This is a genomic window from Gilliamella sp. ESL0405 (genome assembly GCF_019469205.1).
Classification (GTDB): Bacteria; Pseudomonadota; Gammaproteobacteria; order Enterobacterales; family Orbaceae; genus Gilliamella.
Map to the genome: position 1 here is coordinate 133,406 of NZ_CP048265.1, position 16,691 is coordinate 150,096.

Below are 16,691 nucleotides of genomic sequence, written 5' to 3' on the forward strand. Positions count from 1 at the left end.
ATTTATATTTCATCAAATAATTTTTTATTGGTATAAACAATAAGTTATTGTTTGATGCATCTTTATTATTGTATTGAATAAAGTAATTGTCCAGATTTGTAATTATTTATCTATTTAACGAATTTCTTAAATGATAGCTAATATAGCGCTTTTGGTGATCGGCTTTATTGTGATGCAAAACCGTTTGTCGCTATCTTCAAAACACGTTGACGTTCTGGGGCAGGCTGTGACGCCAGTGCTAACCTACTACTCGTAACAACTAAACAAGGTAATTATTATGACTAAGGTATACGTTGTGCTAAAATTAACCACCAGTTAAAGAACGGGCACCAAACCTGACAAGCACTTTTATATCGTGGGTTACATGTTTGATGTCGGGCATAATAGTCCCAGCTCAGAACTCACTATTAAGGGCTAGCGGTTGAAACAGATACGTTTTTATGCCAAACGGCCTATCATCATTAAAGTTAAGCAAAACTAATTTATTATTGAACTTGTTATATGGATCTAAAAATAGATAAAAAAATTATCCTAACTCAGAGTTAGAGCGTGGATTAGTAAGGAAATAAAGATGAGTAAACAACTAGATAAAATAAGTAAATTCTTAAGTTATATTTTGAGACATCAACCAGAAGCTATTGGAATTACATTAGATTCTGATGGTTGGGTTAATATTGACAGACTCATCATGCAAGCTAATCAACATAATGAATCTCTTACTAGAGAGTTGATAGAGCAAGTTGTTAAAACAAGTGATAAAAAACGTTTTACGATTTCGGATGACGGTCTAAAAATACGTGCAGCGCAAGGGCATTCAACTGAGCAAGTAAAAATAAGCCATGTAGAACAAATTCCCCCAGAATTTTTATATCACGGCACAGCCACTCGATTTATTGATTCCATTAAAAAACAGGGATTAATTGCTGGCAGTCGCCATTATGTCCATTTATCTGGCGATGAGAAGACTGCTAAGAAAGTAGGCGAAAGGCATGGAAAACCAGTAGTATTAAAAGTAAAAGCCTTACAGATGTCTCAACAAGGTTTTAAATTTTATTTGGCAGATAACGGTGTTTGGTTGACTAATGCTGTTCCTAATATTTTTTTAATATTTGACTAAATCTTATTTAATTTAGCCCATTATGTTTGAGTTTAGAAGGAGCAAATAAGTTATTCATTATTTGATTCTCTAAAATTAAATTTCAATATTTTTAAATAAAATCCTAGTCGATATTGTTTATCAATAAATTTTGAACGTGTAAATTGGAAGTGTAATTCAAAAATTGACTATAAAATATTAGATCAAAAAGGAGCATAAATAATTGGTATAGTGTATAGCTTGTTATAATAAACAACCTAAATTCTGGGTAACTTTTAGAATCAACCTATTCCATACTCTATTGTAGTATTAATTGATATTATAACTTCGTTAACTTTCTCCAAAAAACATATACATTCGTCAGGTATTTGGTACTTAAAATATATTTTTACTTTCAATAACACTGATATAAAGATTTAGTTTTTCTTGTAATTTGAATAGATGTTCATTTATATCAGCTTCCCAATTGAAATGATCTTTTATAATCAATATCACTTTTTGAGGATGTATACCTTCCTTTGTCATCGTTATCATATCAATCTTATTTTTATCTTCAATAGTCATAAAATGTATTTATCTCTATTCGTTTTTGGTCTAACTACTTCAGCTTTAATAGGTAAGTTGATTGTTGAGCTTGCGAAGCAAATCGCATAGTTGGTAAATAATTAATCCAGTTCTGCGACAAAATCGCAGAACTAATATAATATTTAGGCTACAAAGAATGATAAAACTCAATAATATCTTCTACAGTACATTGCCATTCGGATATTCTCACTCCATCTTCGTTATAAATTTCTCTATTACTGATAAAATCATTTATGTTATTTACATCAAAATTATTATATTCATTAACAAATATCAATTTATTTTGGATATAAACTAATTCATTAACAAAATAAAGAGTCCAGGTAGATATAAAATTCAAATTATCAGGATCATACATCGAAACAATTAACGCTGCATGCTCTTTTGTTTCCAACCCATATTTAATTGATTTTTTCCAACTATCTTTATATTGTTCTATATCCCAATAAACAACTGGAATATTTATCCACTCATAGAAATCATTAATAACAATTTTTGATGGATAAACCTGCTCACCAAAAACCTCTTTTGGAGAATTATTTATTTCAATGTTAAACATATAGTTAATCCTTAATTCTATTTAAATCTTTATCATAAGTTCCAATTCTATTCCCTCTTCTATCAAACATTATAAAGCCCTAATTGCTTTCCGGCAGAAATATCGACCGTTTTGGCATCAATATCATGTCCGGCACTTAACGTCACATTATTGGCGGCACTGATTTCACTGCCAACGACATTGTGTTCATGGCTTTTACGATAATGTTTGCCACCACCTAAATCTAACTTCTCTTCAATCTCAGCGGCAGTAAAGCGAATATCATGACCGGCGTGCAACGACGTATTACCTGTATCGGCATTATTAATAATCCAGCCGGCTTTAGCATGAATATCATGCCCGGCATCGATAACAATATTGCCATTATTCACCTGAATGATACTGGCCTGGTCGATATTGGTGGTGACATTATTGCCACGGATTTGCGTGCGGGTACTGGACAGAAGATTGATATCATTATCGGCAGATAAATAAACCAGCTTATCACCGACTAACTTCCCGTAATTGGTAATATCATTTTTTGCATCGATTGCCACCCGCTCACCAAATACCGTGCCACTATTGGTGACATTATTGCCGGATAACTGAATAATTTTTAATAGGTTATAGGAAGAAGTTAAAGCCGTGAGTAAGATATTTTTAGAAGACTTTTTAATCAAGAAGCAGATTAAATTACAGGCTAGGTAGGACGGGTAAAAAAGTAACGTAGCAGTAACAGGCGACAACTTGCTACCACTACTTACCCCAACAATTATACGAGATAATTATTATGAGTGAGGTGCATTCAACGCTAAAATCAACCACAGACAAAGCACCTGCACCACAACTCACTGAGCGGTTTTATACCATTGGCTACGTGCCGCAAGGCACAAAGCCCAACCCCAGATCACAACTGACCATTAAAGGCAGGTGGCTGGAGCAGATAGGCTTTTATGTGGGCTGCCCTGTTATCATTAAGATTGAACAGGGCAAGTTGGTGGTTGAACTTGATTTGCAAGTTTAAAAATAAATAATAAAAGATCCCCCAGCTTGTTAAGGCGGGAAATAAGAAATTATTTATTGGGGTTTATATATAAAAATCTATTATCTAAATCCAAACCGAGTAAATCAACAATATGAAGTACTTTGTTATATTCGTCTTCACTAATTTTCACATCAAAATCTGCAATATGATCACACAATGTTTCAAAAGCCAAAACATTTTCGGAATGATTAATATAATCCAAAGCATAATCTATTAACTCAGGATCTATCCTATCTTTTAAAGAATTACCAAATTCTTTTATACAATTGTTAACTAACATAATTATTTAACCTTTATAACTTTTTACTTAATTGGTTTATAATGAGAAGGAACTGGCGCCTTGTCCGGAAACGCAGTTATTATTTTTCCATTTGCTGGTTCATAAATAACTCTAATACGTACCCCATCTCTAATTTCGTATGCAGCCCATCTTGCAGGATTTCCTGCTTTTGTATAAAGACCACCAGTTCCACTCTGTGCATACCATTGTGTATTAGGCGATGTCGCAATATCCCCTATTTCATGGACAATTTTGTCTGCAGACCAATCCTTAGGAAATGTGGTTTTACCAGGATTTCCTGGGTACATGTGTCCGCCACTTGTTGGTCCATCCCCATATAGTATATGCTGCTTAGCTTCAGGTGATAGAATATCGACATACTTCTGATTTTCAGGCGATATTTTTGCATTCGTTCCCTTACCAGCATTAATTTGTTGCTCTTTCGCTACATGTTCACCAAAATTACTACTTTCGTTTGCTTTCTGATTGGTAGCCTGATTATCAAGTATTTTATCCTTAGTCTCTTTATAATTTCCACCACCTTGTTCAACATTTCCTTTTCCGTGTTGTAGCTCTAACTCTGTTTTGTCTAATGGTTTGTTGACAGCGGTTCCCTTTCCGGCATTGGTTGCAGTTTTTCCGATCAACTGCTTGGTGTTACCGAATACTTTTTGTATTCTAGGCAGAGTAATCCCAGCTCCAACTACACCATGAACTGTCATCATGCTACCCATATAATAGCCAGCCATTTTTTGTGCATCTTCTTCGTTGTAACCCCAACGCTGAAAAGATAACACCACGCCATCATAGATACTGCGCAATTCATTTGCTTCTTTTGATGTTGATGCTAACAGTTGGTTTATTTGCTGATAGCCTCAAACCACAGTAACTATTAGGATAGCGGGGCTGGAGCAGATAAAATTTTATGTCAGATTGCCCTGTTATTATTAAAATTGAGCAGGGCTAGTTGATAGTAGAACTTGCGAGGTAGATTCTAAAAACAAACAAATCCCAGCTTTTTGAGCTGGGAACTAAATTATTTACCAAAGATCTTAATCCCTAAACGACGACACTCCAAATACCACATAGCGATTCCTACAGGGATACCAAAAGGAGCTAGTTTACAAGCTATATATATATCTTTAGTATCAATTACAAATTCATTTGTTTTAAAATAAAACAAAAATGAAAATATTAAACTTATAATTAAAATACTAAAAAACAAGATTAAAGGCATCGCTATACATAGAAACAGTAATGCTAAATATTTTCTATTTTTCTTCATCTCATTTACTCTTCATCAGATCATTAATCTTATTGTCAATTAATTCTCCTGTAGCAGAGTCTACGACTCCCCCGGAAATAGCCGGAATAGAACTTTGAGAAGCGGGTTTAGTAATAGTCCAAATTCCAATAGGAATCCACTCATATTGTTTTGATACTGGATTAAATAATTTCTCTAATGGACCTTGTAACATCTTGCCGCCAAGATAACCAAAACCAGATCCTATTGCACTAGCAGCAGCACCAATTAACGGATCTTCATCCTTTAAATAATTTGATGTTGCACCGCCTGCGGCATTCCAACCAACTGTCCCCCAAAACCCTGTCCCTGCACCACCAGTAACAGCACCAACTCCTGATGCAATTCCTACATCAGTCCAATTAATACTTCCATCTGGATTTAATGTATATTGCATTCCTGCATTAATGGCGCCACTCAGTGAACCACCAATTATTGCAGTATTAGGAAGAACAGCACCTCCTACAATTATACCTGTTGCAAAACCGCTTGCAATTGCTCTATCTCGAATCATTTCATTCGCATAATCTGTTGCTGCTTTTTCATCACCTTTAAATAGTAACAAACCATCTCGATAATCACGGTCAAATTCATCCATTACTTGCAAGGCCATAAAATTATTCTCAACCGCATTCTTCCCGGCAGCCATTGCCGCACCGGCAGCGCCGGTATCACCGCCACCGGCGGCAATTGCCAGGCCGGCTGCCAGCTGGGCGAGGGCGTTGATGTTTTGTTTTTCGGCTTCGGTTAACTTGCTAGCATCTTTACCGTAGAGTTGTTAACAAGTCAGTTAAGTTAAGATCCCATGCCAACGTGTGGTTTTTAACTATCTTAGCTTTTTTAGTTCTTGCTCAATTTGTTCAATAAGTTGTGATTCATCTAATTCATATTCTTCTCTGTCAGAATCAGGATTATAAAGATCAGCTAAACAAAATATGGATGATAAACATTCACTTATACTATCTTCATCATTAATCAAGATATTGTTATCTCGTTCTATTTGATAAAGTTCAATATAAGCTTCAACAAAAACTTGAGGAGTTATCCTTCCATTAACTAATGATCTAGTAAATTCTAATATCGTGAGGCTCATCGTAATACTCCATTTTTCATATAGTTTTCATATTGAGGTGTTCCTGGAGTAATCTTAAATCCGGTAACAAAATTACCAGATTTATCAAGAACAACTACATTATTTGTATTTGAATTAAAAAATACTTTTGAGTCTGTTACAAAGCCATAAGTACCTAGAGGTTTGGTTGCTTCATCTCCCATATGGCTTTTAATTGCTGTTTCATATTGACTAAGTGTTTCAGCGTTTTTCTTTGTTGTTGTTATCCCAAAATCAGCAGCATGTTTAAACTTTTTATCTAACTGTTTTTGTGTGATCCCTGTTAATTCATTGGCAACCGAATTACCACCCATCCCGTTTCCAACTTTAATTTGTTTTATGATAGTGTTATTAGCTCTATCATAAACAATTTTATAATTCGCGTTTTCACTAAGAGTCGTTTTTATTTCATTTAATACGACAGATGGATTTTCAATACGATTATTTTTATATAATTCCATTATAGCAGCAAGTTCATTCAGTTCAGACTTACTTAATGAATTAACTAATGAGCCAGCAGTCATTCCTAACCCTGCCGCCGGGTAACCTTCAAATCCAACAGTTTCGATTAACCAAGTTCCTACATTATTGGCACACAATACAGGATTGGCAGTACAAGAAGCAATAGCAGGACCGGCTATATCAATTGCGATAGGTGCGGCTATCAGTCCGCCTATCACAATCACTTGCGGTTCGCCGTACTCTATTATCGTTTCGTTATAACTGTTTATTCCTTCCCAGATAACCTTATCTTCACAAGCTTTATCGCCGTTACATGAAGCCTCTGCGGCCTTTACAATGGCTTGACCAATATGATTATTCTCAACCGCATTCTTCCCGGCAGCCATTGCCGCACCGGCAGCGCCGGTATCACCGCCACCGGCGGCAATCGCCAGGCCGGCTGCCAGCTGGGCGAGGGCGCTGATGTTTTGTTTTTCAGCTTCGGTTAAGTCTTTAACATCTTTACCGTAGAGTTGTTCACGAATCAGTTTCGCCGCCAGCTCACCGGCAACCGCACCGACCCCACCGGCAATCGATGGGCCACCTTGCAGCTCAGCGACAACGGCGCCGAGTATCGCATGGGCAATTAAGTTACCGGCGATATCATCGGTCACCCAGTTACCTTTTTCATCAGCATGACCGGTATGCAGTTTGATTTGCTCGGCAATCCACGGCGCACTGGCACCCGCCAGACTACCGGTAATATCACCGGTGATCACCCCGGTCACAATCGCCATAGCGGTATCAATCCCTTTACTGACATTACCGCCCATTGCGCCAAGATTTTTATCTTTATTGGCTTCCAGATGAGCATCAACCAGCGCGTAATAAATGGAGTCTTCATTCGCGCTATAATATTGTTCAAATGAGGCGTATTTTGCTTTTTCCTCATCACTTAAATATTTATATCGCTTTTCCGCTTCCGCCCGGGTTAACGCATCCTTATTTTTATCCACCTCTTTTTGTGCCTCAATGCGGTCATATTTCTTCACCACACTTTTAGCCTGTTGGGCAATATCTTTAATCAGCTCAACCGTCTCAATTTTATCCAGCTCTTTTTGCTTATCAAAAATCTGTTTGAGCGGATTATTGGCACTGTCCGTATCCCGGCTTAAGCCGTTAATATCCTGTTTTTGCTGGTCCTGATTGCGGATGATTAACTCGCCTTTTTCCACCGCTGATTTGGTGGTACTTGAGTCACTGTCACTGTCTTTAAATGCCGTTGGCGCACCGGGACCGGCCGTGCCACCACTAATGGCAACATGGGTCACTTTAAAGTCAGCTTTATTTTTAATATCACTGAAGCTGATAGTGCCGGTATCAAGTTTGTTTTTATTTGTATCTTCCGCTTTCGAGGCAATCACCGCGCCTTTTAAGTCCGTGTTATTGCCGACCGTGATATCATAGCCGCCTTGACCGGCAAAGATACCCGACTGGTCAGTCACACTTGCCCATTTACTTTCCATTTCAGTGGCCGATAACGAGCCGTTCGCACTCACCCCACCATAACCGGCGGTGCCGCTGACTGAAGCACTGATTTTTTCATAATCATAATTATCGGTATCTTGCAGTGACTGAATGTTAAGATTATTGCCCACATTCATCTTCACCGTATCACCTTTTAACTGACCACCGACCACATTCACATCATGACCGGTTTTGATATTGAGTTGATTCCTGGCATCAATCACACTCTCGGTCCAGGCACTGCCGTCAGCATTTTCCCGCTCCCGACTAAAGTTACCGTTGGCTTTAAACCGCAGACCACTTTCATCACCACCAAACTGAAGCTGAATGCCCACGCCACCGCCGTAGCTTTTCTCATCCCGGTCACTGTGCTGCGTATTGACCGCACCAATCACATTCACATCCCGGTTAGCGGTCAGATTAATATCATTGCCGGCTTTCACCTCACTGCCTTTTAAGGTGATATTCCCGCCTTGCTCATTTGCATCACCGGTTGCGGTGATATGAATATTCTGCCCGGCAGAGACCCCGCTACTGATAACATTATGTTGCTCCTGATTGACCTCCCGCTCAGTGCGCTGCGTGCCCACCATCACACTGACACCGATTGACGCCTGTTTTTGACCTTGCTGATTTTGCAGCTGCAAATCTTCAATCGCTTCAAGTGCGGTCAGCGCAGATTTAATCGATTGCAGGGCTAATAACTTATCATTGCCTTTCTCTTTCGCCCGCTCAACCGCTTTGGCCGCTTCATACATATCTGCTGCCGTACCGGTTAACGCAATGGTCAGTCCGGATTTCTCATAAGTGTACTGCTCGTTATAGGTGGTTTTGGCATCAAGTGCCTCGATAGCCACATTCTCACCGGTTAAGTTCACATCCTGCTTAGCAATAATATCACTGCCTTTGACGGTAATATCCTTACCGGCCTGAATGCTCACATTACCCTCAGTGCTGCCGACGGTACTGCCTAAATAGGCTTGCTCTCTATCGGTCTGTTTCAGATTTTCTTTCTCATGACCAATGGTCACCCCGATACCGCCACTACTCATCAGCCCGGATTTTTTCGTCTTCGTCTCTTGTTTACGGTAATAAGACTCCTCGGCGGCATCAATATCAATATTATTGCCCGCCTTCAGATTGACATCGTGAGTACCGACCACCTGACTACCGGTGACACTTAAATTATTCCCGGCGGCAATGGTGACACTATCGCCATAGAGCTGACTGCCTTTTTCGGTGGTATTATCGATTTGCGTCTGCGTGGTGGTGGTCGTTTTATTTAAAAAGCCTTTGCTTGAACTCTTATGGAACTCATCTAACTCAAATCGCTCAGACGACGTCCCGATAGCGATATCATTATCTGCATAAAGCCCTAATTGCTTACCGGCAGCAATATCGACCGTTTTGGCATTAATATCATGTCCAGCATCGATAAGGGTAGGGGGCTTTAGCTGCTAGGGTTTTATGTCGGTTGCCCTGTTATCATTAAGATTGAACAGGGCAAGTTAATTATAGAGCCTGATTTATTAAAAAAGGAATTTGTTAACATATAATTTCATAAAGTGTGTCAGGCGGTGCCTGGTATGCTTCAAAATCAGCATGGATGACTTCCCTCATTTCAGAAAAACTTATTTTTTTAATCGTTTCTATTTGGTTGCATTCAGTCATGGATACAACCATTTTAGATGCATTAGTAATTTTGATCATATCAATCAATGTATTAATAAGTATATCTAGACGTTCTTTCGGATCTGCAGGAAAGCCAATATCTGTATCTGGTGCATATTGGTCATAATCTATTAAATAAGTAGCATTAATAGAATTAGGACCATCACTTATATCAAATATAAAAGCCTCCATGTTTGGTATTAAATTTATGGGGTAATTAAATAATTCTCTTTTTTCAATTTTTCGAATATTAATTGAACATACTTTTATGTAATCATCTAATTTTAATTTATAATCTATATTTATATCTGGCAATATATAACCATATACATCATTTGACATAATATCTCCTATTTTTTATCTAAAATCCAAGGACCAACGGGCTTACCATTTTCATCAATTTGTCTGTAATAGCTTTTATCTTTATATATTTTGCCGTTATGAGATTTATAAGTTTGCTTATGTTCATGCGGTGGAACTTTTCCATTTTCGTCATATCCAAGTTTCCCATGTGTTTTTTGTTGCCCATAATCTTCTCTTGAGAACATATTACCTCTTTCATCATAATAAGTAACACTCCTAGAACCATCTGCTCTCGATACCTCATAAATTGAGTTTGGCGTAGAGGTTTTTGGTGCTTTACCTGATGGTACAATGATGTGTTCAATAATCACTTTATTTGTTGCTGGGTTAATAATTGGATTGGATGATGTACTATTTGCCCCCTTACCAGCATTAATTTGTTGCTCTTTCGCTACATGCTCACCAAATTTACTACTTTCGTTTGCTTTCTGATTGGCAGCTTGATTATCAAGTATTTTATCCTTAGTCTCTTTATAATTTCCACCACCTTGTTCAACATTTCCTTTTCCGTGTTGTAGCTCTAACTCTGTTTTGTCTAATGGTTTGTTGGTAGTATTTCCCTTTCCGGCATTGGTTGCAGTTTTTCCGATCAACTGCTTGGTGTTACCGAATACTTTTTGTATTCTAGGCAGAGTAATCCCAGCTCCAACTACACCATGAACTGTCATCATGCTACCCATATAATAGCCAGCCATTTTTTGTGCATCTTCTTGGTTGTAACCCCAACGCTGAAAAGATAACACCACGCCATCATAGATACTGCGCAATTCATTTGCTTCTTTTGATGTTGATTTTAATAAATGGTTTATTTCCTGATAACCTATTTGAGTTTCCACAGGATATAAATAAGTATATTGTTGGTAGGTCTTCAATGCATCATAAGCATTTTGGCGTTCTGTTGCACATGCCTGACTATTAGCATCAACACAGGCTTCTAACAAAGCATTTGTCGTGCTTTCATCTTTTATTTGAAGCTCTAATAATTTTAGTTTTTCAGAATCAGTTATTGTTCCATTTTTTTCTTTATATTTTAGACTTTCTTTAGTCTGATGATCTGACGAATTTAAATAATTATTCTCAACCGCATTCTTCCCGGCAGCCATCGCCGCACCGGCAGCGCCGGTATCACCGCCACCGGCGGCAATCGCCAGGCCGGCAGCCAGCTGGGCGAGGGCGCTGATGTTTTGTTTTTCAGCTTCGGTTAAGTCTTTAACATCTTTACCGTAGAGTTGCTCACTAATCAGTTTCGCCGCCAGCTCACCGGCAACCGCACCGACCCCACCGGCAATCGATGGGCCACCTTGCAGCTCAGCAACAACGGCGCCGAGTATCGCATGGGCAATTAAGTTACCGGCGATATCATCGGTCACCCAGTTACCTTTTTCATCAGCATGACCGGTATGCAGTTTGATTTGCTCGGCAATCCACGGCGCACTGGCACCCGCCAGACTACCGGTAATATCACCGGTAATCACCCCGGTCACTATCGCCATAGCAGTATCAATCCCTTTACTGACATTACCGCCCATTGTGCCCAGATTTTTATCTTTATTGGCTTTTAGCTGAGTATCAACCAGCGCGTAATAAATGGAGTCTTGATTCGCGCTATAATATTGTTCAAATGAGGCGTATTTCGCTTTTTCCTCATCACTTAAATATTTATATCGCTTTTCCGCTTCCGCCCGGGTTAACGCATCCTTATTTTTATCCACCTCTTTTTGTGCCTCAATGCGGTCATATTTCTTCACCACACTTTTAGCCTGTTGGGCAATATCTTTAATCAGCTCAACAGTTTCAATTTTATCCAGCTCTTTTTGCTTATCAAAAATCTGTTTGAGCGGATTATTGGCACTGTCCGTATCCCGGCTTAAGCCGTTGATATCCTGTTTTTGCTGGTCCTGATTGCGGATGATTAACTCGCCTTTTTCCACCGCTGATTTGGTGGTGCTTGAGTCACTGTCACTGTCTTTAAATGCCGTTGGCGCACCGGGACCGGCGGTGCCACCACTAATGGCAACATGGGTCACTTTAAAGTCAGCTTTATTTTTAATATCACTGAAGCTGATAGTGCCGGTATCAAGTTTGTTTTTACTGGTATCTTCCGCTTTCGAGGCAATCACGGCGCCTTTTAAGTCCGTGTTATTGCCGACCGTAATATCATAGCCGCCTTGACCGGCAAAGATACCCGACTGGTCAGTCACACTTGCCCATTTACTTTCCATTTCCGTGGCCGATAACGAGCCGTTCGCACTCACCCCACCATAACCGGCGGTGCCGCTGACTGAAGCACTGATTTTTTCATAATCATAATTATCGGTATCTTGCAGTGACTGAATGTTAAGATTATTGCCCACATTCATCTTCACCGTATCACCTTTTAACTGACCACCGACCACATTCACATCATGACCGGTTTTGATATTGAGTTGATTTTTAGCATCAATCACACTCTCGGTCCAGGCACTGCCGTCAGCGTTTTCCCGCTCCCGACTAAAGTTACCGTTGGCTTTAAACCGCAGACCACTTTCATCGCCACCAAACTGAAGCTGAATGCCCACGCCACCGCCGTAGCTTTTCTCATCCCGGTCACTGTGCTGCGTATTGACCGCACCAATCACATTCACATCCCGGTTAGCGGTCAGATTAATATCATTGCCGGCTTTCACCTCACTGCCTTTTAAGGTGATATCCCCGCCTTGCTCATTTGCATCACCGGTTGCGGTGATATGAATATTCTGCCCGGCAGAGACCCCGCTACTGATAACATTATGTTGCTCCTGATTGACCTCCCGCTCAGTGCGCTGCGTGCCCACCATCACACTGACACCGATTGATGCCTGTTTTTGACCTTGCTGATTTTGCAGCTGCAAATCTTCAATCGCTTCAAGTGCGGTCAGCGCAGATTTAATCGATTGCAGGGCTAATAACTTATCATTGCCTTTCTCTTTCGCCCGCTCAACCGCTTTGGCCGCTTCATACATATCTGCTGCCGTACCGGTTAACGCAATGGTCAGTCCGGATTTCTCATAAGTGTACTGCTCGTTATAGGTGGTTTTGGCATCAAGTGCCTCGATAGCCACATTCTCACCGGTTAAGTTCACATCCTGCTTAGCAATAATATCACTGCCTTTGACGGTAATATCCTTACCGGCCTGAATGCTCACATTACCCTCAGTGCTGCCGACGGTACTGCCTAAATAGGCTTGCTCGCTATCGGTCTGTTTCAGATTTTCTTTCTCATGACCAATTGTCACCCCGATACCGCCGCTACTCATCAGCCCGGATTTTTTCGTCTTCGTCTCTTGTTTACGGTAATAAGACTCCTCGGCGGCATCAATATCAATATTATTGCCCGCCTTCAGATTGACATCATGGGTACCGACCACCTGACTACCGGTGACACTTAAATTATTCCCGGCGGCAATGGTGACACTATCGCCATAGAGCTGACTGCCTTTTTCGGTGGTATTATCGATTTGCGTCTGCGTGGTGGTGGTCGTTTTATTTAAAAAGCCTTTGCTTGAACTCTTATGGAACTCATCTAACTCAAATCGCTCAGACGACGTCCCGATAGCGATATCATTATCGGCATAAAGCCCTAATTGCTTACCGGCAGCAATATCGACCGTTTTGGCATCAATATCATGTCCGGCACTTAACGTCACATTATTGGCGGCACTGATTTCACTGCCAACGACATTGTGTTCATGGCTTTTACGATAATGTTTGCCGCCACCTAAATCTAACTTCTCTTCAATCTCAGCGGCAGTAAAGCGAATATCATGACCGGCGTGCAACGACGTATTACCTGTCTCAGCATTATTAATAATCCAGCCGGCTTTAGCATGAATATCATGCCCGGCATCGATAACAATATTGCCATTATTCACCTGAATGATACTGGCCTGGTCGATATTGGTGGTGACATTATTACCACGGATTTGCGTGCGGGTACTGGACAGAAGATTGATATCATTATCGGCAGATAAATAGACCAGCTTATCACCGACTAACTTCCCGTAATTGGTAATATCATTTTTCGCATCGATTGCCACCCGCTCACCGAATACCGTGCCACTATTGGTGACATTATTGCCGGATAACTGAATATCTTTTTTCGCATTAATTAATCCACTGCTATTGAGCGCCTGACCTTTAATAAAGACATTATCACCGGCAATTAACGCACCGTCATGGCTGAGCTCAGTGCGGTTAACAATGTAAACCTGCGGAACTAAAACATCGATAGCTTGATGATTAATGACCACCTGCTTTTTCACCAACAAGACCATATCAGTGGTTAACGCTTTCATCTGCTCAGCAGACAGCTCCACCCCCGGCGCAATACCGTATTGATTAGCAAAGCTAATACCGGCATCCATTAAGGCTTGATACTGCGCTAAATCATTTTCATAGCCTTGCAAATAGCGATGACCGGTCAAACCAACGATTTGTTCCTTAATCAGTTGTTGCTCATAATAACCGTCACCTAAGCGCTTAAGCACCGAGTCCGGATCGGCTTTTAAGCGACTTAACATATAGTCTGAACTTAACCATTTCTTACGCTGAGTAAAGTTAGGGTCGGTTTCAATAATATAATTTTTATCGGTATCTTTATTGACGATCCATAAACTGTTATCCGGCAGGGTTAAATTAGGCTCATAAATGCTGATAGTTTTAGGCGGGGTGATATCCTTATCGGCGGTGGCTAAATCGGCATGATCTGCCTGTTGGCTTTGCTGATTTAAATGGTCATCAATATTATTATCGACAGGGGTATTTGCAGAGGTGATAACCTCCTGTTTATCGATTGTCGCGTTAACCGCCGTTGTATTATCGTGCCCAAAATGCGGGTTATCAATCTGTTTTTCGTGTTGCTTAGCTGAATCTTGAACAGGCTGATTAATATCAACATGTTGATGGGTATTTTCAACCGTTGTTGGTTGACGAGCGGTATCGTTTAATATGAAATCTTGTAATAAATAAAGGGGAAGGGAGGTATTGTCTTTATTTTTAGGGATTTTGTTGGGGAAAGATAAAAAAATACACTTAGCCGTATTTAAAAATTATCTATTATGCTAAAGATAGCACAAGGTGCAAAAGCTACTCCAAACCTCACTAACGGTTAAGGTGGGGTGGCTGGAGTAGATAAGCTTTTATTTTGGGTTGCCCTGTTATTATTAAGATTGAACTGGGCAAGTTGATTATTGAACTTGCGATGCAGATCTAAAAAGTAATAAAAGCTCCCCGCTTAACCAGAGCGGGGCTTTTATTTATGCGGTAACAAGATCCTGTTTTGCTTCATTTAAAATATTAATAAATTCATCAAGTGGAAATTTTGGTGTTACCTGTTCTGCTAGTATTCTGGAGTCAAAGAAAAACTCTATTTCTATATTAGAAATACCTTTGTCTTTATTTAATTGGCAAAGTATTTGTCCTTTGTAGGATATTTCAATAGTTATTTCTTTATACTTATTATCACTAAAAAAATCAATTTCAAAATCAGTACTCATAATTAGTCATTCCCTTATCAGTTATTTCTTTTTTGGATCTAAAAAACCAGAAAAAGAACCATCAGCGTTATAGCGGATTCCTTGTCCGTTAGGTAATCTATATTCAACGCCACCACGAGATAATTCTGTTCTAATCGTATTAGGGTTTTCTAATACTCCCTTAACAAATTCACTAGCTGCCGCATTCTTTTGAGTAACATTACCTTTCAATGGATCAAATGTTCCGCCTTGTCTACCTGCATGTTTTTCCCAAGCTCTAGCCGCCTCAGATAATCCTTGAGCGTTTACTGGCTTATTGGCGGAGTTAACTAATTCATTGATGTTTAAATTATTAGCAGTCTGTCCTGTTGCACTCGACATCCCCTTACCAGCATTAATTTGTTGTTCTTTCGCTACATGTTCACCAAAATTACTACTTTCGTTGGCTTTCTGATTGGCAGCTTGATTATCAAGTATTTTATCCTTAGTCTCTTTATAATTTCCACCACCTTGTTCAACATTTCCTTTTCCGTGTTGTAGCTCTAACTCTGTTTTGTCTAATGGTTTGTTGGCAGTAGGTCCCTTTCCCGTCTGCGAGAAGCGTCATAACGCCTTATTATAGTGTTGGCTATATCAGCATCCGCCGCGACCCCAAAGCCAAAGAAGCTTACACCCACTACAGCAAACCACCCTGCGCTGCATCTTAAAGGCAATTGGTTAGAACAATCTGGGCTCGCTAGCGGGCAACCTGTCACCATTACGGCTAAAAAAGGTAAGCTAATTGTTCAACTTGCGAAGTAGATCGCATTGTTGATAAATGATTAGTTCAGTTCTGCGATGGGGATCGCAGAACTGAATTAGTTATTTTTTATCCCTAAACGAAGAGTATATGTAGGAAATAAAGGTTCTAAAATAAATTCATTGTTAAAAATAAATAATTTCGTTGATAATGCTATAACATCATAAATATTCTCTGCAAAGAGATAAAAATTTGTTTTAAAAACTGGAATATTTTTATCATCGGCAATGATAAAAATTTCTTTATCATTCAATATATTTTCATTCAAGATAGACTCAACATTATCATAATCTTTATGACTAATTTTAGACCAAACCATATTACCTTTAACTAAAGGATATTGCTCAAAAATAGCCATAACATCTTTCAATAGATTATCATCAATAATCGTAAAATCATCTTTTAGCGCATCTTTACATTCGTCAAATAAGGTCATTACA

The 16,691-nt window shown here is 39.5% G+C and carries 16 protein-coding genes and 1 pseudogene; 3 read left to right on the top strand and 14 right to left on the bottom strand.

The window, feature by feature from the left end:
* The first annotated feature begins 571 nt into the window (after positions 1-571).
* Positions 572-1,117, top strand: coding sequence for an RNA 2'-phosphotransferase (locus tag GYM74_RS00630; protein ID WP_220218596.1), 546 nt, complete (start codon positions 572-574; stop codon positions 1,115-1,117).
* 354 nt (positions 1,118-1,471) lie between these two features.
* On the opposite strand, the gene GYM74_RS12335 is transcribed toward GYM74_RS00630, so the two are convergent.
* From GYM74_RS12335 to GYM74_RS00640, 3 genes are all read right to left on the bottom strand, one after another.
* Positions 1,472-1,660: a DUF6572 domain-containing protein gene (locus GYM74_RS12335; protein WP_370634031.1), complete on the bottom strand. Its 189-nt coding sequence runs from the start codon at positions 1,658-1,660 to the stop codon at positions 1,472-1,474.
* A gap of 148 nt (positions 1,661-1,808) precedes the next feature.
* Positions 1,809-2,240 (bottom strand): hypothetical protein, encoded by a 432-nt coding sequence (locus GYM74_RS00635; RefSeq protein WP_220218597.1) that lies wholly within the window; start codon positions 2,238-2,240, stop codon positions 1,809-1,811.
* A gap of 62 nt (positions 2,241-2,302) precedes the next feature.
* A complete protein-coding gene (locus tag GYM74_RS00640) occupies positions 2,303-2,899 on the bottom strand; it encodes a hemagglutinin repeat-containing protein (RefSeq protein WP_220218598.1) in 597 nt (198 codons plus the stop codon).
* 110 nt (positions 2,900-3,009) lie between these two features.
* Here GYM74_RS00640 and GYM74_RS00645 point away from each other — a divergent pair, with 110 nt between their 5' ends.
* Positions 3,010-3,243, top strand: coding sequence for a SymE family type I addiction module toxin (locus GYM74_RS00645; RefSeq protein ID WP_220218599.1), 234 nt, complete (start codon positions 3,010-3,012; stop codon positions 3,241-3,243).
* Between the two features lie 49 nt (positions 3,244-3,292).
* Here GYM74_RS00645 and GYM74_RS00650 read toward each other — a convergent pair whose 3' ends face one another.
* The 10 genes and pseudogenes from GYM74_RS00650 to GYM74_RS00695 all read right to left on the bottom strand — a co-directional run bounded on the left by GYM74_RS00650 (position 3,293) and on the right by GYM74_RS00695 (position 15,833).
* Positions 3,293-3,544 (bottom strand): MafI family immunity protein, encoded by a 252-nt coding sequence (locus tag GYM74_RS00650; RefSeq protein WP_220218600.1) that lies wholly within the window; start codon positions 3,542-3,544, stop codon positions 3,293-3,295.
* Between the two features lie 23 nt (positions 3,545-3,567).
* Positions 3,568-4,365, bottom strand: coding sequence for an EndoU domain-containing protein (locus tag GYM74_RS12325; protein ID WP_305054784.1), 798 nt, complete (start codon positions 4,363-4,365; stop codon positions 3,568-3,570).
* 215 nt (positions 4,366-4,580) lie between these two features.
* Positions 4,581-4,829: a hypothetical protein gene (locus tag GYM74_RS00660; protein WP_220218601.1), complete on the bottom strand. Its 249-nt coding sequence runs from the start codon at positions 4,827-4,829 to the stop codon at positions 4,581-4,583.
* Between the two features lies 1 nt (position 4,830).
* A pseudogene (locus GYM74_RS00665) lies at positions 4,831-5,592 on the bottom strand (VENN motif pre-toxin domain-containing protein); the annotation flags it as partial.
* A gap of 81 nt (positions 5,593-5,673) precedes the next feature.
* Complete coding sequence (locus tag GYM74_RS00670) at positions 5,674-5,940, bottom strand: colicin immunity domain-containing protein (RefSeq protein WP_220218602.1); 267 nt, start codon at positions 5,938-5,940, stop codon at positions 5,674-5,676.
* Entirely contained in the window at positions 5,937-9,362 is a 3,426-nt protein-coding gene (locus tag GYM74_RS00675; protein ID WP_370634039.1) for a hemagglutinin repeat-containing protein, read from the bottom strand. Before GYM74_RS00675 ends, GYM74_RS00670 begins: the two co-directional genes overlap by 4 nt.
* A 109-nt stretch (positions 9,363-9,471) precedes the next feature.
* The gene (locus GYM74_RS00680; protein WP_220218604.1) at positions 9,472-9,939 is read right to left on the bottom strand and encodes a hypothetical protein; all 468 of its coding nucleotides are present in this window, start codon (positions 9,937-9,939) and stop codon (positions 9,472-9,474) included.
* Between the two features lie 8 nt (positions 9,940-9,947).
* On the bottom strand, positions 9,948-14,498 hold the full coding sequence (locus GYM74_RS00685) for a hemagglutinin repeat-containing protein (protein WP_220218605.1): 4,551 nt from the start codon (positions 14,496-14,498) through the stop codon (positions 9,948-9,950).
* Between the two features lie 735 nt (positions 14,499-15,233).
* On the bottom strand, positions 15,234-15,473 hold the full coding sequence (locus GYM74_RS00690) for a hypothetical protein (protein WP_220218606.1): 240 nt from the start codon (positions 15,471-15,473) through the stop codon (positions 15,234-15,236).
* 21 nt (positions 15,474-15,494) lie between these two features.
* Positions 15,495-15,833, bottom strand: a complete 339-nt coding sequence (locus GYM74_RS00695) for a hypothetical protein (protein WP_220218607.1) — start codon at positions 15,831-15,833, stop codon at positions 15,495-15,497.
* Between the two features lie 240 nt (positions 15,834-16,073).
* Between GYM74_RS00695 and GYM74_RS12340 the strand changes: the two genes are divergently transcribed.
* The gene (locus GYM74_RS12340) at positions 16,074-16,253 is read left to right on the top strand and encodes a SymE family type I addiction module toxin (RefSeq protein ID WP_370634032.1); all 180 of its coding nucleotides are present in this window, start codon (positions 16,074-16,076) and stop codon (positions 16,251-16,253) included.
* 56 nt (positions 16,254-16,309) lie between these two features.
* Here GYM74_RS12340 and GYM74_RS00705 read toward each other — a convergent pair whose 3' ends face one another.
* Positions 16,310-16,687 carry a hypothetical protein gene (locus GYM74_RS00705; protein WP_220218609.1) on the bottom strand — a complete coding sequence of 126 codons (378 nt, stop codon included), beginning with the start codon at positions 16,685-16,687 and terminating at the stop codon, positions 16,310-16,312.
* Between the last annotated feature and the right edge of the window lie 4 nt (positions 16,688-16,691).

What these genes read in the sequence shown, in the direction of transcription:
- GYM74_RS00680 (WP_220218604.1), bottom strand. Translation starts at nt 9,939, where the DNA reads ATGTCAAATGATGTATATGGTTATATATTGCCAGATATAAATATAGAT.
- GYM74_RS00650 (WP_220218600.1), bottom strand. Translation starts at nt 3,544, where the DNA reads ATGTTAGTTAACAATTGTATAAAAGAATTTGGTAATTCTTTAAAAGAT.
- GYM74_RS00685 (WP_220218605.1), bottom strand. Translation starts at nt 14,498, where the DNA reads ATGTTAAGTCGCTTAAAAGCCGATCCGGACTCGGTGCTTAAGCGCTTA.
- GYM74_RS00690 (WP_220218606.1), bottom strand. Translation starts at nt 15,473, where the DNA reads ATGAGTACTGATTTTGAAATTGATTTTTTTAGTGATAATAAGTATAAA.
- GYM74_RS00660 (WP_220218601.1), bottom strand. Translation starts at nt 4,829, where the DNA reads ATGAAGAAAAATAGAAAATATTTAGCATTACTGTTTCTATGTATAGCG.
- GYM74_RS00645 (WP_220218599.1), top strand. Translation starts at nt 3,010, where the DNA reads ATGAGTGAGGTGCATTCAACGCTAAAATCAACCACAGACAAAGCACCT.
- GYM74_RS00635 (WP_220218597.1), bottom strand. Translation starts at nt 2,240, where the DNA reads ATGTTTAACATTGAAATAAATAATTCTCCAAAAGAGGTTTTTGGTGAG.
- GYM74_RS00695 (WP_220218607.1), bottom strand. Translation starts at nt 15,833, where the DNA reads ATGTCGAGTGCAACAGGACAGACTGCTAATAATTTAAACATCAATGAA.
- GYM74_RS00670 (WP_220218602.1), bottom strand. Translation starts at nt 5,940, where the DNA reads ATGAGCCTCACGATATTAGAATTTACTAGATCATTAGTTAATGGAAGG.
- GYM74_RS12335 (WP_370634031.1), bottom strand. Translation starts at nt 1,660, where the DNA reads ATGACTATTGAAGATAAAAATAAGATTGATATGATAACGATGACAAAG.
- GYM74_RS00705 (WP_220218609.1), bottom strand. Translation starts at nt 16,687, where the DNA reads ATGACCTTATTTGACGAATGTAAAGATGCGCTAAAAGATGATTTTACG.
- GYM74_RS00630 (WP_220218596.1), top strand. Translation starts at nt 572, where the DNA reads ATGAGTAAACAACTAGATAAAATAAGTAAATTCTTAAGTTATATTTTG.